This is a genomic window from Methylohalomonas lacus (genome assembly GCF_024808875.1).
Lineage (GTDB): Bacteria > Pseudomonadota > Gammaproteobacteria > Methylohalomonadales > Methylohalomonadaceae > Methylohalomonas > Methylohalomonas lacus.
On record NZ_JANUCT010000004.1, the window covers coordinates 27,397 to 49,521 of the forward strand.

Below are 22,125 nucleotides of genomic sequence, written 5' to 3' on the forward strand. Positions count from 1 at the left end.
GCTGTCGCGATTACAGGCCGTGGTAGACACCCAGTACGCCGTTGATCACGAACTGCACGGCAATGACGCTGAGGATGATGCCGAACAGACGCGTGACGATCTCCTTGCCGGTTTCGCCAAGGTAGCGCACCAGGTATTTCGAATAGATCATGGCGAAATAGCAGGCTGCCGTGGATACGACGATGGCGAGAAATACCAGGCTGATGTGCCAGATGGTGGGCGCTTCGCTGGTCAGGATCATGACCGTGGCGATTGCACCGGGACCACTGATGAATGGAATGGCCAGCGGAATGATCGAGATGTCATTGGTGATCCGGCCGTCGATATGATCCTCGGTACTGGCCGTTTCGCTTTCGCCGTGTCCCTTGTGAATCATGCCCATGGCAATGCCGAACAGGATGATGCCGCCGGCGATGCGGAATGCCTCCAGGGTAATACCGAACAACTGGAAGATCAGGCCGCCGAGCAGGGCGAAGATGAACAAGATGCCGGTAGACACCGTGACCGAGCGCAGGGCGACGGTGGCTCGCGTGGCTTCGCTGGCCTGCGGCAGCATCGACAGGAACGCGAACGCCGTGGTCAGCGGATTGACGATGACAAACAGCGCCGCCATCGTCACCAGCCAGTATTCAAAGAACGGACCGATCTGCATGATGTACCTCTCTGTGCCGTTAAGGCCGCAAACGTTTAAATCTACTGCAAATACCTTACCAGCCCGTGACCGGCGATAATACCAAAGCCTTATACGCCCCCGGTATTGCGCTGCCGTAATGCCTTGGGTCACTATAGGCCGTACGCATGATTGAAAGGCCCATCCCGCATTGAAGTCGAAACCCGCCCAGCCCGACGTCCTGATCGTCGGCAAGGCCAATAATTACGGTCTCACCAAGGACACGCAGCTGCTCGAATACGCCCTGGCACAGACCGGTCTGATGACCGGCCGTGCGACGACGCGGCAACGCGGTTTGATTGAGGCGCTGCTGCGTCGCCGGCGTGCCCGTGTCGTGGTACATATCGAACGCATTCATCCGCGCTGGCTGCATGCCGGCGATCAGCACTGGCTCATTCCCAACCAGGAGCGGTTTCCGCGCCGGCACCTGGGACGGCTTGCCGGCATCGATCGCGTGCTGGCGAAGACCCGGCATGCCGAAGAAATTTTTCAGCAGGCCGGTGCACGCGCGGTGTCCTACCTGGGATTTACCTCCGAGGACTGCCGTGACGTCAGCGTCGAAAAGGACTGGCAGCGCTTCTTTCACATGGCCGGTGCCAACACGCTCAAGGGTACCGAGGATCTGATCGATCTCTGGGGCGCGCATCCCGAGTGGCCCGAACTGCTGCTGTTGCAGAAGGCCGATCGCGCGCCGAAGGTGCTGCCAGCGAACGTGCGCCTGGAGGGCGGTTATCTCAGTGGCCAGGCACTGCGTTACCTGCAGAACGGTTACGGCATCCACCTGTGTCCGTCGCGTTCGGAAGGCTGGGGCCATCATATCCTTGAAGCTATGTCGACGGGCGCGCTGGTGCTAACCACCGATGCACCGCCGATGAACGAACTGGTGACCGCCGACGCCGGCGTGCGGGTCGGCTGGGCGCGTTCGCAGCCGCGACATCTCGGCCACCAGTATTTTGTCGATCGTTCGGCGCTGGAAGCGGCGATCGAAAACCTGATTGCCATATCGGATGCGGACAAGGCCGCATTGGGATCGGCGGCACGGGCGCGCTACGAGGCGATCGACCAGGCTTTTCATGAGCGGGTGCAGGCGATCTTTGCCGAGCTGAACTGAAGTGGCGACAAAAAAAGACGGCCAGCATCCGGGGATGCGTGGCCGTCGGTACAGCAGGGTGCTCTTTGTGAGTACCAGGGGATTAAATCGAACTACATCGCCAGCCGGCGAATCAGTTCATGCGTGCAGTGTCCGCCTGTCTCTGGCTCAAGTCTAATTGAAGATTTCTTTCATTTGGATAGGCCAGGACTATCGGATCTGCCATGAACACATCCTGGTCATGCGGGCTGAAGAGAGGTCAGGCGGGCGCCGTTCAGTGGCTGTAGTCCTGGTAGGACTTTTCCTCGATCAGTTTCGAGCCGAGCAGTTCGTTGATCTCGCGCTTGACCCGGGCGCGCTTGTCATTGGTGAAATAGACCGAGCGCGCCAGTTCGATGAATTCGGCGTCGAAGGCAGCGGCGGCTTCTTTGAGGCGGATATTGTCCTCAATGTCCCAGAGGGCTTCGTTGATCGACTTCAGGCTTTGCGTCTGCGCCTCGATATCGGCGCCGGCGAAGGCGGACGCCTGCCAGGTTTCGCGCAGCAGACCGAGTTCATGCGCAACGTTGCGCAGCTTGTCGGCGTCGGTGATGCGTTCGGACTTGATCTGCAGGATCGTGATCTTGTCGACCAGTTCGCCCGGTGAGATGGGCACCATGATTTCAGCCATTAGTCGTGTTTTCTCCATGCTGCATGAATTCGTCGAGTTTGCCGGTGACATCGGCCACCGTGATGAGATCCATCACGCCCGGGTATTCGATTTTCGTGCCCCATTTGATGTCGCGGTCCGGTTGGCCGAGGTATTTTAAGGCCGCGTCGTCGTATTTATCCACACACCAGCGCAGGCTGTTGTAGGGACCGGAGCGGCGCGGGTTGCTGGCGGCGTACAGGCCGAGAACCGGCGTGCCGGTGCAGGCGGCGATGTGCGCGGGGCCGGAATCGGGACTCAGCAACAGCGTTGCGCGTGCGAGCAGGCCAAGAAATTCCTGCAGGGTGTCCTGGCCGACGAGGTTGATGAGCGGTTGCCCGGCGCGTTGCATAATATCAGTGGCCATGGCCTTTTCCGTTTCGGAAGGACCGCCGCAGAGCGCCACCTGGAAACCGTAGCGCGTGATCGCGTAATCGGCGACGGCGGCATATGACGGTGCGTCCCAATTGCGCCGCGCATGACTGGAGCAGGGACTGATGAGCAGCAGCGGCGCCGGTTCCGGCACGTGGCGCTCGGCGAATTCGCGTGCGGCGGCCGTAATCGGCAGCTGCCAGCTTTTTTCGGCAGCGTGCAGGCCCGCCTGGCGCAGGAAGCCGAAAAAGCTGTCGACAACATGCTCGCGCTCACTGGCGGCGATGCGTTCGTCGACGAACAGGCCGTGCAGATCCTTGGATCGTGCCCGGTCATAACCGGTCTTGACCCGCGCCGGCACGCACAGACTGGCGAGGTTGGCGCGCAGGGCGACCTGCATCACCAGCAGCCGATCGAAACGGCGGTTTTTCAGCGTGCGGTAGAGTTTCAGGTATTCACGCCAGCCGTTCTTTTTATCAAAGACGATGAACTCGACATCAGGCAGGTTGGCAACCAGTTTGTGTTCCAGTTTGCCGATGACCCAGGTGATCTTTGTTTCCGGCCAGTGATGCCGTAGAGTATGCACGATCGGCAGCACATGGGTGATGTCACCCAAAGCAGACAAACGCAGTAGACAGATGGAATTGGGCGGCGCGGGCTGGCCCGCAGAGTCTGATGACATGAATCCGACAGAGCTTGAGATCGACAGGGACTGCATTTTATATGACGCGGACCTGTTAGACATAGCCGACGCCCCGATTTTTGATCCCGATGCCCTCCAGACGGCGGCGTTGCTGACCGGCCAGGCAACCGGACGTGGCAACAGTTTCTTTTTTCAATTCAGCGGCTTGAACCTGGTGCTGCGACACTACCGGCGTGGTGGCCTGGTGGCGAAGTTGCTCGGGGACCGTTATCTCTACAGCGGACTGGCGGCCAGCCGCGCCTGGCGCGAGTTCACACTGCTGGCCAGGCTGCAGCAGCTCGGCCTGGCGGTACCACAACCGGTGGCGGTGCGGGTGCGCCGCCATGGTGTGTTCTACCGCGCGGATATTGTTACCCGGCAGATTGAATCCAGCCGCACGTTGACACAGTGCCTGACACAGACCGCGCTGGCGGCAAACGACTGGGCCGGGATAGGGCGCACCTTGCGGCAGTTTCATGATTGCGGTGTCTATCATGCCGACCTGAATGCGCATAACATTCTGCTGAACGCCGCCGGTCGGGTTTACCTGATCGATTTCGATCGCGGCCGGTTGCGCGATCCGCGCAAGTCGGGCTGGCAGCAGCGCAATCTGCAGCGCCTGCGGCGTTCGCTGGACAAGCTGGTCGCCGCGCGGCCGGGCTTCCAGTTCGACAGCAACGACTGGTCCCGTCTGCTCGCGGGTTACCGGGCATGAGTTGACAGGCCGGCGATCCGGCCTGTTTCATTAACAATCACGTACTCAGGAGATCACTGGTTTGTTGCGTCCTGCGACCAAGGTATATCGCTTCGGTTTTGTTCTGCTGTTCATGGCGGTGTTTTTCACACTGCCGGCGCAGGCCGCCACCGGCCTCAATGCCATGCGCGCCCTGGCGGCCGAGGGCTACGATGTGGCCGGCCTGGTGGTGAACCTGTCGTCCGGTGAACGCGTTGCCGAGTACAATGCCGACCAATTGCTGAGTCCGGCCTCGGTCACCAAACTCTATACCGCGGCCAAGGCGCTGGAAGTCTGGGGCGCCGATTACCGCTTCGAGACCGACGTGCTGGTCCAGGGGCAACGGCGTGGCCCGACGATCGATGGCAACCTGGTGTTGCGCGGCGGCGGCGACCCGTCGTTTACCAACTCGGGATTGTGGCGGCTGGCGCTGGATGTGGCACAAAGCGGAATCCAGGAAGTCAGTGGTGACCTGATCGTCGATGAATCGCGCTTCGGCCGCGTCACCTGTGTGACCCATGACCGCTGCAAGGCGGAAAAGAAGAGCTGGCATTCCTACGACTCGCTGTTGTCATCGACCGCGGTCAATCACGGCAACATTGCCGTGGTCGTGTCACCGGGCGAAAGTATCGGGGCGCCGGCACACATCAGCATCGATCCGTATCCGTTGCCCACCATGGATGTGCGTGGTTCTATCAATACGGTCAAGGGTTATGGCGCCCAGTTCAGTGTCTCGCGTTTTACTGAAAACGGCAGTGACTGGCTCAAGGTCAGCGGCACGATCGGGGTGAAAGCCGGCACACACCGGGTCTATCGCTCGGTGGGCCAGCCGGCGCGCTATACCGGCAACCTGTTCCGCGAGTTTCTGCAGGCCGCCGGGGTCAAGGTCGGCGGCAAGGTGGAAGTCAGCCTTCTGCCGGAAACCGGCGACCGCCTGAGCAGTTACCAGGGCGAGCCGCTTAACCAGATCCTCGGCGACATGCTGTACTACAGTAATAACCTGATCGCCGACGTCCTCACCCTGAATATTCGCGCCGAGCGGAATCCGCTGGCGCCGGTAAACCTGACCATCGCCGGCGGTGAGCTGCAGAGCTATGCCCGGGAGCGTACCCGCGCCTCCGCCTTTGCCAACAGCAGTGATGCGATACTGCATGATGGCAGTGGCCTCAATCCGGACAACCGGTTGGCGCCGGTCGACCTGGTGGCGTTGCTGGATGGCGTCTATCAGCGAACACGCGATTTTCCCTACCTGCTCGGCGCGCTGCGGGTACCGGCGCAGAGTCCCTCGCGCGGGCTGTCCGGCAGCAACGAAATATGGGATCGCCTGTCGGTCAAGACCGGCGGTCTCAGTGAGCCGGTTTCCGTGCACACGCTGGCCGGCTACCTGCGTTTCAAGAACGGTGACTGGGGCGCGTTTGCAATGATGGTTAACGGCACCCGGGCCAATCGCTGGATCCCCCGGGTCAAGGCCTTCGAGGCGATGCGCAAGGATCTGGAAAAGCTCTAGCATCCCGGGCGGTACGCGTTATCAATTTTCCATCACGGCTTTTACCGGCGGATCCCTATCTGCGTGGCTGTTGCTACGCGTTGCTGGCGACGGCGATCTGGTCCGGTTTTATCATTGTCTCGCGTGCCGGTGGCACCAGCGTGCTGACGCCGTTCGATACTGCGGCGCTGCGCTTCGGTACCGCGCTGCTGATCCTGTTGCCGATCTGGTGGCGGCAACGGCGTCCCCGGCAGCTGTTCAGCCGGCCGGTGTTACTGTTTGCCGTTTTCGGCGGTGTCGCTTACGCGCTGCTGGTCTATGGCGCCTTCAAGTATGCACCGGCGACCCATGCGGCCATTCTGCTGCCCGGGGTGATGCCGTTTACCATTGCCTTTTTTGCCTGGTGGCTGCTAGGTGAGCGCCTGAACCGGGCGCGCCAGACCGGCCTGCTGTTTATTGCCATCGGCACGGCCTGTCTGGGCTGGGACACGTTTCGCCATGATCAGATCGCCTGGCTGGGTGATGTGCTGTTTCTCGCCGCTGCCCTGTGCTGGGGCTATTACACGATATTGATACGCTGCCAGCCGATAACCCCGTGGGAAGCCACGGTCGGGGGTGCGATCGTGGCCGCAGTTTTATATTTGCCGGTTTACCTGCTGTTTCTGCCCAAGGCGATCAGCGCGGCGCCGTGGCACGTGTTGCTGCTGCAGTCGGCCTACCAGGGTGTGCTGGCGATCATCATCGCCATGCTGCTGTACATGCGTGCGGTGACGTTGATTGGCCCGAGTGGTATGGGCGCGTTCATGGCGCTGGTGCCGGCTATTGCCGGGTTTGCCGCGGTGCCGCTGCTGGGCGAGAGCGTGTCGCTGCCGCTGGCGATCGGTTTGCTGCTGGTCAGTGCCGGCGCCTATTTCGGTACCCGCAACCAGCGCGCCGCTGTCATTCCGGACTAGTGCATCACGGGCCGCTCAGACGAGCAGCGTCAGCACCAGCCAGGGCACCAGGTTGAAGACCAGCACGAGCAGCTTGTAGCCGGCCATGGCGGCGTAATGGATCGTGTCGAAGCCGGCCTGTTCCAGGTTGAACCAGCGCGTATGCAGCGCGTAGATGAAGTCACGATTGAAGCTGAACAGCGCGAACCAGAGCAGCAGTACGGCGTAGTTGATCAGTGCGGACCAGCCCAGCAGGGCGGTCAGGGTGGTTTCAGTCATGAGTCTTGCCTCCTTGGCTTTAGGTATAAAAAAAGCCCGGCATAAGCCGGGCTTCAGTGGTTAAGTATAGGCTATTTGATCGCCTGTCAGGCGTTGGCGGCAGCCTTTTTCGTGTCCTCGTCGCCTTCCGCTTCGATCGCCTCCGGATCGTAACCCAGGCTCTGCGATAACCAGCGCTCGATGGTTTCAATGTCCATGTCCTTGCGCTTGGCATACTCTTCAACCTGGTCGCGGTTGATCTTGCCGAGGCCGAAGTAACGCGACTTCGGATGCGAGAAGTACCAGCCGCTGACCGCTGCTGCCGGCATCATGGCATAGCTGTCGGTCAGCGTGATGCCCGCGTTTTCCTCGACATTCAGCATGTCCCAGAGCAGCGGCTTCTCGGTATGGTCCGGGCAGGCCGGGTAGCCGGGTGCCGGGCGGATGCCGCGATACTCCTCGTTGATGAGGGCATCGTTGTCGAGCTCTTCGTTTTTGGCAAAGCCCCAGAATTCCTTGCGCACGCGCTCATGCATGCGCTCGGCGAAGGCTTCCGCCAGGCGGTCGGCCAGGGCCTTGAGCATGATCGAGTTGTAATCGTCATGGTCCTTCTCGAACTCGGCGATCTTTTCCTCGATGTTATGGCCGGTGGTTACCGCAAAGGCACCGATGTAGTCCTTCTTGCCGCTGTCCTTGGGCGCGATAAAGTCGGCCAGGGCGTAGTTAGGCTGACCGTCCGGGCGCTTGGTCTGCTGGCGCAGCGAGTGCAGGGTAGTCATCACTTCCTTGCGATCGTCGTCGGTGTAGACTTCGATGTCGTCGCCGTTGATCTGATTGGCCGGGAACAGGCCGATGACGCCCCGCGCCTGCAGCCAACCCTCATCGACGATCTTCTTGAGCATGGCCTTGGCGTCGTTGAACAGCTTGGTCGCTTCTTCGCCGACGACCTCGTCCTCGAGGATCTTCGGGTACTTGCCGGCCAGCTCCCAGGTCATGAAGAACGGCGTCCAGTCAATGCGTTCGACCAGTTCGTCCATGTCGTACTCGTCGAAGTTCATGACACCGAGTTCCTTCGGCTTCGGCGGCGTGTAGTTGTCCCAGTCGCCGTCGAACTTGTTCGCCCGCGCGTCCTCGATGGTCAGCCAGTCGATCTTCTTCTGCTTTCCGGCGTGACGCTCACGCATCTTCTCGTGTTCTTCCTCGATTTCCTTGACGTACTCTTCCCGCTTGGTCTTGCTCATCAGTTTCGAGCAGACGCCGACCGCACGCGAAGCGTCCTTCACGTGAATGACCGGATGATCATAGGCCTGGTCGATCTTCACCGAGGTATGCGCGCGCGACGTGGTTGCACCGCCGATCAGCAAGGGGATCTCGAAGCCGCCTTTCTTCATTTCCTTGGCAACGTGGACCATCTCGTCCAGTGACGGCGTAATCAGGCCGGACAGGCCGATCATGTCGGCGTTTTCTTCCTTCGCCTTTTTCAGGATGTCCTCGCACGGCTGCATGACGCCCATGTCGACGACTTCAAAGCCGTTACACTGCAGCACGACGCTGACGATGTTCTTGCCGATGTCGTGGACGTCGCCCTTGACCGTGGCCAGAACCATCTTGCCGGCGGTTTCGGTGCTGCCGGTGCGCTTTTTCTCTTCCTCGATGTACGGGAACAGGTGGCCGACCGCCTTTTTCATGACACGGGCGGACTTGACGACCTGCGGCAGGAACATCTTGCCGTCGCCGAACAAATCGCCGACGACATTCATGCCGTCCATCAGCGGGCCTTCAATGACGTCCAGCGGCTTGTCGGCCTTCTGCCGGCATTCCTCGGTGTCATCGATGATGTAGTCGCCGATGCCCTTGACCAGCGCGTGCTCGATACGCTTTTCGACCGGCTGGTCACGCCATTTTTCATCCTTCTTGTTGTCCTTGCCTTCGCCCTTGAAAGACTCGGCAAACTCGATCAGCGTGTCGGTGGCGCCTTCCTTGCGGTTGAGCAGCACGTCCTCGACCTTTTCCAGCAGCTCCTTGTCGACCTGATCGTAGACCTCGAGCTGGCCGGCGTTGACGATGCCCATGTCCAGCCCCGCCTTGATGGCGTGATAGAGGAAGGCCGCATGCATTGCTTCACGCACCGGGTTGTTACCCCGGAACGAGAACGAAATGTTACTGACACCACCGCTGACCAGCGCGTGCGGCAGGTCCGCCTTGATACGCTTGGTCGCGTTGATGAAGTCGACGGCGTAGTTGGCGTGTTCCTCGATGCCGGTACCGACCGTGAGGATGTTCGGGTCGAAGATGATGTCTTCGGGCGCGACGCCGACCTGTTCGGTCAGGATCTTGTAGGAACGTTCGCAGATTTCGAACTTGCGATCCTCGGTGTCGGCCTGGCCGGTTTCGTCGAAGGCCATGACCACGATCGCGGCGCCGTAGCGCTTGATGAGCTTGGCCTGCTGGATGAACTTTTCCTCGCCTTCCTTCAGCGAAATGGAGTTCACCGCGCACTTGCCCTGGACGCACTTCAGACCGGCCTCAATCACCTCGAACTTCGAGGAGTCGATCATGATCGGTACCTTGGAGATGTCCGGTTCGGCGACCACCAGATGCAGATAGTCCTGCATGACCTGCTCGGAGTCGAGCATGCCCTCGTCCATGTTGATGTCGACCATCTGCGCGCCGTTGTCGACCTGCTGGCGGCCGACGTCGAGGGCCGTTTCCAGATCCTCGGACTCGATCAGCTTGCGGAACTTCGGCGAACCGGTGACGTTGGTGCGCTCGCCGATATTGACGAAGCCGAGATCCGGCGTGATGGTCAGCGGCTCGAGGCCGCTCAGGCGGCAGTAGGATTCGAGCTGCGGTATCTCGCGCGGCTTCTTGCCTTCCATCGCCTTGCTGATGGCGCGGATGTGATCCGGCGTGGTGCCGCAGCAGCCGCCGATGATGTTGATGAGACCCTCGTCGGCAAACTTGGTCAGCAGCTCGGCCATCTGTTCCGGCGTCTGATCGTAGTCGCCGAACTCGTTCGGCAGGCCGGCGTTCGGATGCGCGCTGACAAAGGTATCAGCAACCGCGCCGATTTCCTCAAGATGCGGCTGCATGTCCTCGGCGCCGAGCGCACAGTTCAGACCGATGCTGAACGGCTTGGCGTGGCGCAGCGAATACCAGAACGCGGTTGGCGTCTGGCCGGTCAGGGTACGGCCGCTGGCGTCGGTAATCGTGCCGGAGATCATGATCGGCACGTCGATGCCGTGCTCTTCAAGATACTCGTCGATCGCGAACAGGCAGGCCTTGGCGTTCAGCGTGTCGAAAATCGTTTCCACCAGCAGCAGGTCGACGCCGCCATCAACCAGACCTTCGACGGCCTCGTAGTAGGCTTTTCTGAGCTCGTCAAAGCTGGTGTTGCGGTAGCCGGGGTTGTTGACATCCGGCGAGATCGAACCGGTGCGGTTTGTCGGGCCGAGTGTGCCGGCGACAAAACGCGGCTTGTCGGGGTCCTTCTCGGTCATCTCGTCGGCCGCCTCGCGGGCCAGCTCGGCTGAGACCTTGTTCAGGTCATAAACCGCCTCTTCCAGGTTGTAGTCGGCCTGGGCGATGCTGGTGGAGCTGAAGGTGTTGGTCTCGATGATGTCGGAGCCGGCCTCCAGGTAGGAGGTGTAGATCTCCTTGATGACATCCGGGCGCGTCAGCGACAGGATGTCGTTGTTGCCCTTGAGATCGCTTTCGTGATCGGCAAAGCGATCGGCCCGGAAATCCTTCTCTTCCAGGTCGTAGGCCTGAATCATTGTGCCCATGGCGCCATCCAGTAACAGGATGCGCTCACCGAGCAGTGAATTGAGTTGTTCCCGGATTGCTTGATAGTCGCGTTTTTCACTCATAACGTTGTTTTATGCAGCCTGCGCTTGCGCGCGCTTGAATTGTCGTGGATTGACAAGCTTCTGTTGTATTGCAGGGTTTTGCGAAGCAATCGAAGCTTGTGCTCGAATTTCGTTGGCGCCCAGTATAACGTGAACGTCGGTAAATTTACAGTTCCGGGTTGCTAACTAATTGATAACACTGATTTGAAAGCCAAAATGAGGTTCCCCGCCGCCAGTTTGGCGAGATTAAGGTTTCTTTTCAAAAATGGCCGATAGTCCCGGAAAAAATGGCGGATTCGGCTAAAAACACAGGTTATTTGAATCGTTTTAATGCTGGCCATGAATTTTGTTAATTTGACAGCCAGACAGTTAAATCCGTAATCTTGAAAAAGCTACAGGTGTTTTGGCTGTTTCCAGCAGCTGAAATGAAACGGGAAGCCGGTACGCATTCGATGCCAGTCCGGCGCTGCCCCCGCAACGGTAGATGGTTGCGGTGAATTGTTTGCCACTGTCGACATTGTCGACGGGAAGGCGATTCGCTGCCGGTACCTGAAAATGGTACCAGACCATGAGCCCGGAGACCGGCCTGTCGCAAGCAACAAGCGCATCGCGGAGGGCGGTGGCGGTTCAGGCTATCCTGCCAGCATGTGTAACTGCACGTGTGTTCCCGCCTCGTTTTTGCATGACACTTCCGCCAATGTGGCTTTTGTCGTTTTTACAGGGCTGTTACCTGTACGGACGATAACAATAATTCAAGCGTTTTAGGGTGCTTTTTCGTCAGTTGACGAAAGAGTTAAACGGGAAGTCAGTGCGCTCGTGACTCGTGATACGAGCAAGGCTGACGCTGCCCCCGCAACGGTAAGCGGCCATGCGATGATTCATGCGCCACTGTCGATGTGGATGTCGACGGGAAGGCGAATCCTCGCTGCCTTGTCTGCAAGGCAAGACCGCAAGCCCGGAGACCGGCCCTGAAACGTCGTCGCGGTGCCGTTCGCTGTCGCCGACAGTAACGCGCGGCATCCAGCAAACGACAAAACGTGCGGGTGTGCACGGGGGATACATGTATTTCAATAACAAGTTTTTGATGGTTCTGCCGTTGTTGTGGACGGCTTCGCTGGTTCAGGCGCAGGACAGCGGTTCGGGGAGTTACCGGACGGATCCGGTTATGGTCACCGCAAGCCGTACGGCCCAGCACCAGAGCGAGGCACTGAGTGCAACGACCGTGATTGATCGGCAGGAGATCGAGCGCCTGCAGGCAAATTCCGTGGCCGACCTGTTACAGGGCCGCGCCGGTATAGCCATGGCGAACAACGGCGGGCTGGGCAAGGAGACGTCCCTGTTCCTCCGTGGTAGCGATTCCGACCAGACCCTGTTCCTGATCGATGGCGTACGCTTCAGTTCGGCAACCACCGGCAAGGCGGCCATCCAGGATATTCCGATTGAACAGATCGAGCGTATCGAGATCGTCAAGGGGCCGGGTTCGAGTCTCTACGGCGCCGATGCCGTCGGCGGCGTGGTGCAGATCTTCACCCGCGATGGCAAGGATAGCCGCGGCCTGCGGCCGTCGTTCAGCGCCAGCTTTGGCAGCAATGACCTGACGCGCGTCACCGGCGGATTGTCCGGTGGTGATGGTGACAGCTGGTTCAGCGCCAATGTCTCGCAAACCAACAGTAATGGTTTCGATACCTGCGGCGGCCGGTTTAATGATCGTTTCCAGTGCAGTAATCCGGCCGACCTCGATGATGACGGTTATGGGAACCAGTCCATCAACCTGCGTGCCGGTCATCGTTTCGGTGACCGGGCCGAATTCGATTTCACCATATTCCAGGCGAATTCGGAGAACGAGTTTGATAGCGGCGATACCGTAGCGGACAACAGCCAGCAGGTCATCAGCGGCCGGGCGAAAGTCACACCGGTTGATTTCTGGGATGTGTCACTCCAGGTTGCGCGCAATCGCGACGAGAGTGATAACAGTTTCAGTAGTGGCCTGGAGACGATGTTCAATACCGAGCGTCATACTGTGACCCTGCAGAATGATTTCACTCTGGCGCGACGCCAGTTATTGACCGTTGGCCTGGATTACTATGATGACAAACTTGAGACGAGCAACAGTCTCGATGGCCGCAGCCGTGATAACAGCGCCGGTTTTGCCCAGTACCTGGGCCACTGGGGCCGGCATCATGTTAAAGGCAGCTTGCGTCATGACGACAACGAGGACTTCGGCAGCGAGACGACCGGTAGTCTGGGCTACGGCTTCGATTTGACTGAAAATCTGACCCTGCGGGCTTCTTACGGTACCGCCTTCCGGCCGCCGACGTTCAACGATCTGTTTTTCCCGGGCTTCGGTAATCCGGATCTGGTGCCGGAAACATCGGAAAGCTTCGAGGTCGGGCTGGATGGCTGGCACGGACCGGTCAGTTGGTCATTGAGTGCCTACCAGACCGATATTGATGATCTGATTGTTAACGCGCCGGACGCGACGGCAATGTTCGGTATTTCACCGCAGAACGTCGGCGAGGCGCGTATCCGCGGTCTCGAGGCCAGTGCCCGGGTACAGCTGAATCACTGGCTTATCAATGCCCAGGCCGACTGGCTGGATCCGGAAAACCGCGGTGCTGGTGCCAACCACGGCAACGTACTGCCACGGCGCCATCAGCAGTCTTTGCGCATTGACGCGGACCGCCAGTTTCAGGACTTCAGCCTCGGCGCCAGCTGGCAGCTTGTCGGTCGTCGCTATGACGGCATTGAAAATGAAACACGGCTCGGCGGCTACGGCCTGCTGGATTTACGCGGTCAATATGAACTCAGCCGCGATTGGACGATCCAGGCGCGCTTGAGTAATGTATTGGACAAAGAGTACGAGACTGCGGCCGGCTTCGAGCAGGCGGATCGCGAATTCCTGTTCACCGTGCGGTACCAGCCGCAATAATCCTATTAAATAAAAAGAGAGCTCATCATGTTTTCAAGCAAAACATCAAAAAAACTGGCAATTTTCGCAGCCCTGGCGCTGCTGATGCTGCTGACCCGTGGCAATCATTTCGCCCTGACCGCGGAGTTGCCCAGCGCGAGCACGGCGGTGTTTCTGCTGGCCGGCTTCTTCCTAGGTGGTCTGGTGAGCTTTGCCGCATTGCTGGGGCAGGCCTTCGGCATGGACCTGTGGATGGTGTCGCAGGGCCACATGGACGCCGCGGCCTGTTTCAACCAGGCCTACGGCTTCCTGCTACCGGCTTACGGTGCCCTGTGGCTGGGTGGCCGTTTCCTGGCCCGGCATTTTGAGGCAAACGCCATGATGCTGGTCAAGACCGCGGTCGTAACCGTGGTCAGTGCCAGTGCCGCCTTCCTGATCAGCAAGACGAGCTTCTACTTCTTGTCCGGCCTGTACAGCACCAGTTGGAGCGGTTACCTGGCCAAGCTGACGGAGAGCTACGCCGGTTACATGGCCGCGCCGCTGATGTATGTGGCCCTGACCGCCGCGCTGTACGCAATCATTGTCACCGGCTTCCAGCAGTACAGGCAGCACACGGCTTAAGTGAATGCCCCGCAGGGCCATCCATGCTTTCGTCCCCGAACCCGGTCACGACTGACCGGGTCCGGCGGTCGCCTTGCGTCCGTAAAAAATGTCCTGCTTGGCCTGCTGATCGCGGGTTTCCTGCTGTTCGCCCAGAACCTGGCCGCCGCCTCACTGTTCGGCGTGGTATCGGAACGCTCGGCGTCGCTGCTTGCCGCCGGCGCCGGGCGCTTTCTCGATCAGTACCCGGATCATGAACTGGTACTGCGCAACACCCGGCAGGTGGCAGCGATGTCCGATGCCGAACTGCGCGAGCGGCTGGCCACGGCCGATAGCGTATTACTGGTCGGCGTGTTCGGTGACCAGGCCGTGCGCCTGGAAAAACTGCTGGCGTCGATGGACCGGCCGCCCGCGCGGCTGCTGGCCTTCAACGGCGAGCGCCGTCTGACCCGTCTGAGTCGCCTGCAGGGCGAGGCGATCATGGCGGATCTCAACGAGGCCGGCATGGATGCGCTGCATGACAAGGCGGAGCCCGGGCAGCCGGTTGCCGAGCACTTGCGGCAACAGCAGGAACGCTTTCCGCCGCTGGCCGGTTGGCTTGAGGCGCGCGCCTACTGGCAGGGCCGCGGCAGTGACAATGCCGCCGGTCTGCTGGCATGGCTGCTGCAACCGTTCGCTGGCGACCTGAGCGTGCCCGAACCGGAACTGGCCGAAGCGGTACGCTATTACCATGACGGCAAGGTCAGCCCGACGCCGCCCGAGGCGGTGTTTGCCGCAGGTCAGCCGGTGGTTGCCGTGCTCGATCACGACACCGGCGATGTTGCCGGTCAGAACGCGCTCATGCAGGGACTCTGCGCGCAATTGCGGCAACGCGATCTGGGTTGTCTGGGCGTGATCGCGCGCTGGGGGGCGGCCAGTGCCGAGGCGCTGGAAACGTTGCCCGAGCGGCTGGGGCAGGGCCGCCTGGCCGCCGTGGTTTCACTGCAGGATTTCGTTATCGGCGGCAGCGAGGCGCGTGGCCGCGGTGACGCGGCACTCGAGGCACTGGACGTGCCGGTGATCAAGGGACTGCGGCTGACCGACCGGGATGCCGAGACCTGGCGGCTGTCCGACGACGGCCTGCCGGTCGACAGCGTGCATTACCGTCTGGCGATGCCGGAACTGCAGGGTATCGGCCAGGCCCAGGTTCTGGCGGTGCAGCAGCCGGCGCAGACCCAGCAGGCCACCGGCCTGCGCTACGCCAGCATGACCACGCTACCGGCGGAGCTGCGCTCGATCTCCGAACGTGTGGCCAACTGGCAGACGCTGCGGCACAAGGCCAATCAAGACAAGCGCATCGGTATCGTTTACTACAACCATCCGCCGGGCCGGCACAACATCGGCGCCGACAATCTCGACGTGCCGGAATCGCTGCTGACCATCCTGCGCGATCTGAAAGCCGCCGGTTACGACACCGGCGAGTTGCCGGACAACGCCGAAAGCCTGCTCGAGATGCTGCAGACGCGAGGCGTGAACCTGCCGGAAAACCGTGAGGCGCTGGCCGAAATGGCGGCCGCCACACCGCGGCTGCCACTCGAGCGTTACCGGCGCTGGTTCGAAAGTCTGCCCGCGCAGGTGCAGGGCGAGGTCAACCACGGTCCGCTGGGCTACCTGCACGACAGCCTGCGCCAGGCACTCGAGAATGCACGGCCGGAGCGCGGCCGCGAACTGCTCGAGCGCATGCATGCGGATCTCAAGCACATGCTCGCCGGGGTCGATCACCCGGCCCGCGACCGGGCGCGCGATCTGCTGGCGCAGCTGGTGGACGAATACCGGGCCCTGCTGGCGGGCGAGCACGCGGATTGGGCGCAGGCGGATCGGCTGCAGGCGGCGCTGCTCGATACCGGCATCGCCAGCCTCGATGGCTGGGGCGAGCCGCCGGGCGATATCATGGTGCATGACGGCGAGTTCGTGCTGCCGGGGTTGCGCTTCGGCAAGGTATTTATCGGGCCGCAGCCGCCGCGCGGCTGGGAACGGCACGAGGAACTGCTGCACGCCAACCTGTCGTTCCCGCCGCCGCACCAGTACCTGGCCTGGTACCACTGGCTGCGCGCGGAATTTCGCGCCGATGCGCTGGTGCATCTCGGCCGGCACTCGACCTACGAATTTCTGCCGCACAAGCACGTCGGCCTGACGCAGACCGACTACCCGCGCATCGTTATCGGCGATACGCCGGTGGTCTATCCGTACATTGTCGACGGTGTCGGCGAGGGTCTGCAGGCCAAGCGCCGCGGCCTGGCGGTCATTGTTGATCACCTGACGCCGCCGCTGTCGGCGACGCCGCTGTACGACGATCTGCTGCAGCTGCGCCAGCAGATCGAAAGCTACGAGGCGGCCAGCGGCGACCAGGCCGAGGCCACGCGCAGCCGTGCCTTCCGGCAGATCCTCGACGGCGTGAAAAAGCTGGAACTGGAAACCGCCATCGAGCGCGAACTGCAGGCCGAATTCAACGACGACGACATCACGCTTGAGACCGTCGACGACGAAATGCTGGTGCACGAGGTTGGCCATTACCTGACCGAGATGCAGGAAGACTTCATGCCGCACGGTCTGCACGTGTTCGGCCGGGACTGGGACGAACAGGCGCGCAGCATGATGCTCGAGTCGATGGCCGGTGACGGTGACATCGACCCGGACTGGCGCGCGGCCCTGGAACGTTCGCCCGGTGACGAGCGCGATTTCCTGCTGGCCGGGCTGGCCGGCCGTTACATACCGCCGGCCAAGGGCAATGACCCGGTGCGCACCCCCGATGTGTTGCCGACCGGGCGCAATTTCCACGGTTTGAATGGCGATCTGCTGCCGACTTCGGTCGGCTATGAACTCGGCCGCGACATGGCGCAGCAGGCCCGCAACGAGCAGCCGTCAGGCGAAACCGGTCAGGGTAGCGAGGCGGTGATCCTGTGGGCCTCGGACACCGTGCGTGACGAGGGCGCGATGGTCGCGTTCGGCCTGGACATGCTCGGTGTGCGGCCGAGCTGGAACGGTCGCGGCATCGTCGATGGTCTCGAGCGGCTGCCGCTGAACGACGGGCGTTATCGCCGCGACGTGGTGTTCACCACCTCGGGTCTGTTCCGCGATCTCTACGGCAGCCTGCTGACCCTGGTCGACAGGGCCGTGCGCGTGGCTCTGGCCGGCGCCGGGCAAACCATCCGCGATCGGCAACCGCAACTGGCGCCGGCCCTGGACGCGGCGCTGGCACCGGTGCGCGAGTCCGTTGAGGAAGATGACGAGTCGCTGCAGCGCAACCTGCTGGCCGGCCACTGGGTGACGGCGGCACGCGAGGCCATGGCCGCCGGTGCCGACGCGGATACCGCCGGCCGCCAGGCGATCCTGCGCGTTTTCGGCGACGCCCCGGGCGGCTACGGTGCCGGCATCAACCGGCTGGTCGAACGTTCGGCGTCCTGGTCGGAGCGCGGCGAAATTGCCGCCGCCTACCTGCGCCGCATGGGTCATGCCTACGGCGCCGAGCAGTCGGGCACGGCGGCCCATGATCAATTCGAACGCGCGCTCGGCAACGTGCGCCGTACCTACCTCGGCCGTGCCAGCAACCTGTACGGCCTGATGGATAACAACGATGCATTCGACTATCTCGGCGGCCTGTCGATGGCCGTGGAGGAGATCAGCGGTTCGGTGCCGGACAACAACGTCATCAACCATGCCGACCCGGACAACCCGAACATGCGCCCGCTCGACCAGGCATTGCAGATGGAGCTGCAGGGCCAGTTCCTGAACCCGGCCTGGATCAAGCCATTGATGGCGCAGGGCTATGCCGGCGCCCGCACCATGGGCAGCAAGTTCCTCGAATACCTGTGGGGCTGGCAGGTAACCAACCCGGACAGTATCCAGCCGTGGATGTGGGAGTCGGTCAAGGCGGTCTACATCGATGACAAACATGGCCTGGAACTCGACCGGTTCCTGCGCCAGGACCAGCAGGCGCCGGTACTGACCAACATGCTGGCGATCATGCTGGTCGCCATCCACAAGGACTTCTGGCCGGCATCCGAACAGACGGTCGCACAGCTCAGTCGGCAGCTGGCGCGGATGATCGCCGAGCATGGTCTGCCCGGCAGCGGTCATACGCGACCGGATCACCCGATGCTCGACTGGGTCGCCGGGCAGGTCGGTCCCGAATTGCGCGAAGCGATGAACGAACAGCGGCGCGCCGCCGCCGATGCGCCGGCCGGCGAACAGGCGGTGGTCACCACCACGGTCGCCGAACTGCAGGAAGCCGGCGATAACAGCGAAGCAGCCACACGGGAGAGCCAGGAAAGGAACATGGACCGGACTGAACAGACAACGGCGAATGCACAGGCTAACGCCGACCAGCAACAGCAACGCGAACAACAGCAAACGGCGCAGCCGCAACCGGACCGCGATCACTGGCCACTGTGGGCCTTGCTGACCGTTGCCGTGATTCTGCTTGCCGGCGGTTTCCTGCGCGGCCGCAGTGCCGGGGGCCGTCATGTTTGATAACAGCCTGATACCCCTGATTCACGGGCTGGTCGGCTATCTGCTGCTGCCGGTGATCAGTGTGCTCGCGGCGCTGGTTGCGCTGGCCGTGTGGGAAGCCGGCCTGGCGCTGGGCGAACGCTTCGGCGGCCTCGGCCGGCTGGCGCGGCAAACGGACCCGGAACGCTTGCTGCAACTCGGTCGCCGGCGCATCGAACGGGTCGAGATGCTCAGCCGCATCGGCCCGATGCTCGGCCTGATGGGTACGCTGATTCCGCTCGGGCCGGGGCTGGCGGCGCTGAGCCAGGGCGACTTTAAAACCCTGGCCGAGGCGGTCACGATCGCCTTCGACACCACCGTGATGGGACTGCTGATCGGCGTCATCGGCTTTGTCCTCAGCCGCCTGCGCCGGCGCTGGTACGATGAACTGCTGGATACCATGGAACAATCGGGAGAAATGACGGCATGATTACTGCCATCGGTATCGGGCCCGGTGACCCGGCCTACATGACCCGCCAGGGCGAAGCCCTGCTGGCACAGGCCGAGGTTGTCACCGGTTTCGATACGATTCTGCAACTGGCCGATACGCTGATACCGGCGGCCGCCGAACGCGTCGCGCTGACCTATCGCAACCAAGAAGACAAACTGGCCGAGGTCGCCGCGCAGCATGCCGCCGGGCGCCGCTGCGCGGCGCTGTTCATGGGCGACATCGGTTTTTCCGGGTTCCAGCTGCTGGAGCGGCTGGAGCGTGCCTGCGGCGAGCGGGTCGACTACGTGCCCGGCATCAGCGCCGCGCAGATGGTCGCCGCAGCCGGCCGGGTGTGCTTCGACGAGACCGCCTTTGTCACCTTCCATCGTCGTGGCGATCTGGCGCCGTTCAAGCAGCGCCTGGTCAGTACATTGCAGGAAGGCTGGAACGCGATCGTCATCCCGCATCCGTGGGATTTCATGCCGCACGCCATCGCCGGCTACCTGGTTGATCAGGGCGTCAGCGGTGACCAGTCGCTCGAGGTCTGGGAGGATCTGACTCGCGCCGATCAGAAGTGGCAGGGTCAGCTGGCCGACTGCCCGACGGATTTCAGTGACATGAGCATCATGCTGATCCGCACCGCCACACCGATCGCGAGCGCCGTGTAAATGCTGTCGCGTCGTCCCGGACAACGCCAGCGGCGCCTGCTGCAGAGTCGGTTCGACGACGACGATGCCGGTGGTGACGTGCCGTTCACGAATTTTCTCGACATCATGCTGGTATTCGCCTGCGGCCTGATCGCTGCGCTGGCTGCCAGCCAGGGTGAGCGCCAGCCGGCCCCGGAACTGTCACAACAGGCTGTGGAGAAGGGCCGCGAGTTGCCGGACATGCCGGACAGTGTCAGCGGCGAAGGTTCCGGCTACCAGCCGGTAGGCCGCGTCTACCGCGATCCGGAAACCGGGCGCATGATCATGATAGGACAGGAAAAAGATGACTGAACCGGAGATGACCGAAACCGAACGTCACAAGGCGCGCATGGCGCGCAAGAAGGCGATCGTCGATGAAAAGGTTAAAAAGGCCGACCAGAGCCGCGGCGTGGTCATCGTCCTGACCGGTGCCGGCAAGGGCAAGAGCTCATCGGCCTTCGGCATGGTGGCGCGGGCGCTCGGCCATGACATGAAAGTCGGCATCGTGCAGTTCATCAAGGGCAAGTTTGCCACCGGCGAGGAAGCCTTCTTCCGGCGCTTTCCGGAAGTCGAGTATCACGTCATGGGTGAAGGCTTTACCTGGGAGACGCAGGATCGCGAGCGGGATGAAGAAGCCGCGCGCGCCGCCTGGGACATTGCCCGGCAACAGCTCGCCAATCCGCAGCTGGCGATGGTGGTACTGGATGAACTGAACATCGTGCTCAAGTACAAGTACCTGTCGGTGGACGAGGTGATCGCGGCACTGACCGATCGGCCCGAGCATCAGCACGTCATCATCACCGGCCGCAACGCGCCGCCGGACCTGATCGAGGTTGCCGATACGGTGACCGACAGCAAGCTGATCAAGCACGCCTTCAAGGCCGGCGTGAAGGCGCAGAAGGGCATCGAACTATGACGGCGGCACGTTCCTGTCCGGCGTTGCTGATCGCCGCCCCGGCGTCCGGTCACGGCAAGACCACGGTGACCGCGGCGCTGGCGCGTTACCACCGCAATCAGGGTCGGCGTGTGCGCGTGTTCAAGGCCGGCCCGGATTTTCTCGACCCCATGATCCACGAGCGCGCCTCGGGTGCACCGGTGTACCAGCTCGATCTCTGGCTGGTCGGGGAAACCGCCTGCCGGCGGCTGCTGTACGAGGCCGCGGCCGACGCCGATCTGATCCTGGTCGAGGGCGTCATGGGCCTGTTCGACGGCAACCCGTCCAGCGCCGATCTGGCGGCAAAGTTCGGTCTGCCGGTGCTGGCAGTGATCGACGCCCGCGCCATGGCGCAGACTTTCGGTGCGGTGGCGCTGGGTCTGGACCGCTACCGTGACGGCGTCCATGTCACCGGCGTGATCGCCAACCGCGTCGGCAGTCCGACCCACCGCGAGATGCTGACCGGGGCACTGCCGGATGGCATCGATTTCTACGGCAGCCTGCCGCGTGACGAGGCGATCACATTACCGGATCGCCACCTCGGCCTGGTGCAGGCCGAGGAGGTCGACGATCTCGATGCGCGCCTCGACGCCGCCGCCGACCAGCTCGGTCAGGACATGCAGGTGGAACTGCCGGCGGCGAGCGAATTCACGCTGGCAGCGGCCGAAGACACGACCAGTGGCCAGCCGCTGGCCGGCCGGTGCATTGCCGTTGCCCGCGATCGCGCCTTTGCCTTTGTCTACCGCGCCAATCTCGACTTGTTGACTGAACTCGGTGCCGAGCTTGTTTATTTTTCACCGCTGAACGGTGAGGACTTGCCGCCGGCTGATGCCGTCTACCTGCCCGGCGGTTACCCGGAACTGCATGTCGACGCACTGGCGGCGAACGAATCGCTGAAGCAGGCGCTGGCCGATCACCATGCCGCCGGCAAGCCGCTGGTCGCCGAGTGTGGTGGCATGCTGTACCTGCTCGAGTCATTGACCGACAAACACGGTACGGCCGCGGCCATGGCCGGTCTGCTGCCGGGGACCGCGGTCATGCAGGAACGCCTGACGGCGCTGGCGCTGCAGTCGGTGACACTGCCGGAAGGCACCCTGCGCGGTCATACCTTCCACCATTCGCGCATGGACTCGCCGCTCGAAGCCATTGCCCGCGGCGAATGCCCGAACCGCCGGCGCGCAGCCGAGGCCGTCTACCGCGACGGCCGCCTGACCGCCAGCTATATTCATTTCTATCTGCCGTCGAACCCGGCTGCCGCCGCGGCGATGTTTCAGTAATGCA

17 protein-coding genes and 2 riboswitches are annotated in these 22,125 nt (G+C 62.0%); of the genes, 12 read left to right on the forward strand and 5 right to left on the reverse strand.

Annotation, left to right across the window (positions count from 1 at the left end; all coding sequences use genetic code 11):
• Positions 1 to 10 precede the first annotated feature (10 nt).
• Positions 11 to 652, reverse strand: a complete 642-nt coding sequence (locus J2T55_RS03335; protein ID WP_259054231.1) for a MarC family protein — start codon at positions 650 to 652, stop codon at positions 11 to 13.
• A gap of 169 nt (positions 653 to 821) precedes the next feature.
• On the opposite strand from J2T55_RS03335, the gene J2T55_RS03340 reads away from it, so the two are divergent.
• Positions 822 to 1,781 carry a glycosyltransferase gene (locus J2T55_RS03340; protein ID WP_259054232.1) on the forward strand — a complete coding sequence of 320 codons (960 nt, stop codon included), beginning with the start codon at positions 822 to 824 and terminating at the stop codon, positions 1,779 to 1,781.
• 253 nt (positions 1,782 to 2,034) lie between these two features.
• Here J2T55_RS03340 and J2T55_RS03345 read toward each other — a convergent pair whose 3' ends face one another.
• Both J2T55_RS03345 and J2T55_RS03350 read right to left on the reverse strand, forming a co-directional pair.
• On the reverse strand, positions 2,035 to 2,430 hold the full coding sequence (locus J2T55_RS03345; RefSeq protein WP_259054233.1) for a DUF6165 family protein: 396 nt from the start codon (positions 2,428 to 2,430) through the stop codon (positions 2,035 to 2,037).
• Positions 2,423 to 3,502, reverse strand: a complete 1,080-nt coding sequence (locus J2T55_RS03350) for a glycosyltransferase family 9 protein (RefSeq protein ID WP_259054234.1) — start codon at positions 3,500 to 3,502, stop codon at positions 2,423 to 2,425. Before J2T55_RS03350 ends, J2T55_RS03345 begins: the two co-directional genes overlap by 8 nt.
• On the opposite strand from J2T55_RS03350, the gene J2T55_RS03355 reads away from it, so the two are divergent.
• The 3 genes from J2T55_RS03355 (at position 3,501) to J2T55_RS03365 (ending at position 6,674) form a co-directional block, all read left to right on the forward strand.
• The gene (locus J2T55_RS03355) at positions 3,501 to 4,217 is read left to right on the forward strand and encodes a 3-deoxy-D-manno-octulosonic acid kinase (RefSeq protein ID WP_259054235.1); all 717 of its coding nucleotides are present in this window, start codon (positions 3,501 to 3,503) and stop codon (positions 4,215 to 4,217) included. The two genes, J2T55_RS03350 and J2T55_RS03355, sit on opposite strands and share 2 nt — an antisense overlap.
• A 61-nt stretch (positions 4,218 to 4,278) precedes the next feature.
• Positions 4,279 to 5,742 carry a D-alanyl-D-alanine carboxypeptidase/D-alanyl-D-alanine endopeptidase gene (gene dacB, locus J2T55_RS03360; protein ID WP_259054236.1) on the forward strand — a complete coding sequence of 488 codons (1,464 nt, stop codon included), beginning with the start codon at positions 4,279 to 4,281 and terminating at the stop codon, positions 5,740 to 5,742.
• Between the two features lie 59 nt (positions 5,743 to 5,801).
• Entirely contained in the window at positions 5,802 to 6,674 is an 873-nt protein-coding gene (locus J2T55_RS03365) for a DMT family transporter (protein ID WP_259054425.1), read from the forward strand.
• Between the two features lie 15 nt (positions 6,675 to 6,689).
• Here the strand turns inward: J2T55_RS03365 and J2T55_RS03370 are convergent, their stop codons facing one another.
• Together J2T55_RS03370 and metH are read right to left on the reverse strand one after the other, a co-directional pair.
• Positions 6,690 to 6,932: a DUF6868 family protein gene (locus J2T55_RS03370; protein ID WP_259054237.1), complete on the reverse strand. Its 243-nt coding sequence runs from the start codon at positions 6,930 to 6,932 to the stop codon at positions 6,690 to 6,692.
• Between the two features lie 86 nt (positions 6,933 to 7,018).
• Positions 7,019 to 10,780 (reverse strand): methionine synthase, encoded by a 3,762-nt coding sequence (metH, locus tag J2T55_RS03375; protein ID WP_259054238.1) that lies wholly within the window; start codon positions 10,778 to 10,780, stop codon positions 7,019 to 7,021.
• A gap of 358 nt (positions 10,781 to 11,138) precedes the next feature.
• A riboswitch (cobalamin riboswitch) is annotated at positions 11,139 to 11,363 on the forward strand.
• A 143-nt stretch (positions 11,364 to 11,506) separates the two neighbouring features.
• Positions 11,507 to 11,744, forward strand: a riboswitch (cobalamin riboswitch).
• Positions 11,745 to 11,819: 75 nt separating this feature from the next.
• Here metH and btuB point away from each other — a divergent pair.
• From btuB to J2T55_RS03415, 8 genes are all read left to right on the forward strand, one after another.
• Positions 11,820 to 13,688, forward strand: coding sequence for a TonB-dependent vitamin B12 receptor (gene btuB, locus J2T55_RS03380; RefSeq protein ID WP_259054239.1), 1,869 nt, complete (start codon positions 11,820 to 11,822; stop codon positions 13,686 to 13,688).
• 27 nt (positions 13,689 to 13,715) lie between these two features.
• On the forward strand, positions 13,716 to 14,288 hold the full coding sequence (locus J2T55_RS03385; RefSeq protein ID WP_259054240.1) for a hypothetical protein: 573 nt from the start codon (positions 13,716 to 13,718) through the stop codon (positions 14,286 to 14,288).
• Between the two features lie 105 nt (positions 14,289 to 14,393).
• A complete protein-coding gene (locus J2T55_RS03390; protein ID WP_407660027.1) occupies positions 14,394 to 18,776 on the forward strand; it encodes a cobaltochelatase subunit CobN in 4,383 nt (1,460 codons plus the stop codon).
• Positions 18,769 to 19,224 (forward strand): MotA/TolQ/ExbB proton channel family protein, encoded by a 456-nt coding sequence (locus tag J2T55_RS03395; protein WP_259054242.1) that lies wholly within the window; start codon positions 18,769 to 18,771, stop codon positions 19,222 to 19,224. The genes J2T55_RS03390 and J2T55_RS03395 overlap by 8 nt, the downstream gene beginning before the upstream one ends.
• Positions 19,221 to 19,892: a cobalt-precorrin-7 (C(5))-methyltransferase gene (locus tag J2T55_RS03400; RefSeq protein ID WP_259054244.1), complete on the forward strand. Its 672-nt coding sequence runs from the start codon at positions 19,221 to 19,223 to the stop codon at positions 19,890 to 19,892. Before J2T55_RS03395 ends, J2T55_RS03400 begins: the two co-directional genes overlap by 4 nt.
• Entirely contained in the window at positions 19,893 to 20,222 is a 330-nt protein-coding gene (locus J2T55_RS03405) for a DUF2149 domain-containing protein (protein ID WP_259054245.1), read from the forward strand.
• Entirely contained in the window at positions 20,215 to 20,826 is a 612-nt protein-coding gene (gene cobO, locus J2T55_RS03410) for a cob(I)yrinic acid a,c-diamide adenosyltransferase (RefSeq protein WP_259054246.1), read from the forward strand. The genes J2T55_RS03405 and cobO overlap by 8 nt, the downstream gene beginning before the upstream one ends.
• Positions 20,823 to 22,121, forward strand: a complete 1,299-nt coding sequence (locus J2T55_RS03415; RefSeq protein WP_259054247.1) for a cobyrinate a,c-diamide synthase — start codon at positions 20,823 to 20,825, stop codon at positions 22,119 to 22,121. The genes cobO and J2T55_RS03415 overlap by 4 nt, the downstream gene beginning before the upstream one ends.
• Positions 22,122 to 22,125 lie beyond the last annotated feature (4 nt).

Excerpts from the sequence above, each read along its gene's own strand:
- cobO (WP_259054246.1), top strand. The coding sequence starts at position 20,215 with ATGACTGAACCGGAGATGACCGAAACCGAACGTCACAAGGCGCGCATG.
- J2T55_RS03400 (WP_259054244.1), top strand. The coding sequence starts at position 19,221 with ATGATTACTGCCATCGGTATCGGGCCCGGTGACCCGGCCTACATGACC.
- J2T55_RS03345 (WP_259054233.1), bottom strand. The coding sequence starts at position 2,430 with ATGGCTGAAATCATGGTGCCCATCTCACCGGGCGAACTGGTCGACAAG.
- J2T55_RS03405 (WP_259054245.1), top strand. The coding sequence starts at position 19,893 with ATGCTGTCGCGTCGTCCCGGACAACGCCAGCGGCGCCTGCTGCAGAGT.
- J2T55_RS03395 (WP_259054242.1), top strand. The coding sequence starts at position 18,769 with ATGTTTGATAACAGCCTGATACCCCTGATTCACGGGCTGGTCGGCTAT.
- J2T55_RS03350 (WP_259054234.1), bottom strand. The coding sequence starts at position 3,502 with ATGTCATCAGACTCTGCGGGCCAGCCCGCGCCGCCCAATTCCATCTGT.
- J2T55_RS03355 (WP_259054235.1), top strand. The coding sequence starts at position 3,501 with ATGAATCCGACAGAGCTTGAGATCGACAGGGACTGCATTTTATATGAC.
- metH (WP_259054238.1), bottom strand. The coding sequence starts at position 10,780 with ATGAGTGAAAAACGCGACTATCAAGCAATCCGGGAACAACTCAATTCA.
- J2T55_RS03385 (WP_259054240.1), top strand. The coding sequence starts at position 13,716 with ATGTTTTCAAGCAAAACATCAAAAAAACTGGCAATTTTCGCAGCCCTG.
- J2T55_RS03415 (WP_259054247.1), top strand. The coding sequence starts at position 20,823 with ATGACGGCGGCACGTTCCTGTCCGGCGTTGCTGATCGCCGCCCCGGCG.
- J2T55_RS03370 (WP_259054237.1), bottom strand. The coding sequence starts at position 6,932 with ATGACTGAAACCACCCTGACCGCCCTGCTGGGCTGGTCCGCACTGATC.
- J2T55_RS03335 (WP_259054231.1), bottom strand. The coding sequence starts at position 652 with ATGCAGATCGGTCCGTTCTTTGAATACTGGCTGGTGACGATGGCGGCG.
- btuB (WP_259054239.1), top strand. The coding sequence starts at position 11,820 with ATGTATTTCAATAACAAGTTTTTGATGGTTCTGCCGTTGTTGTGGACG.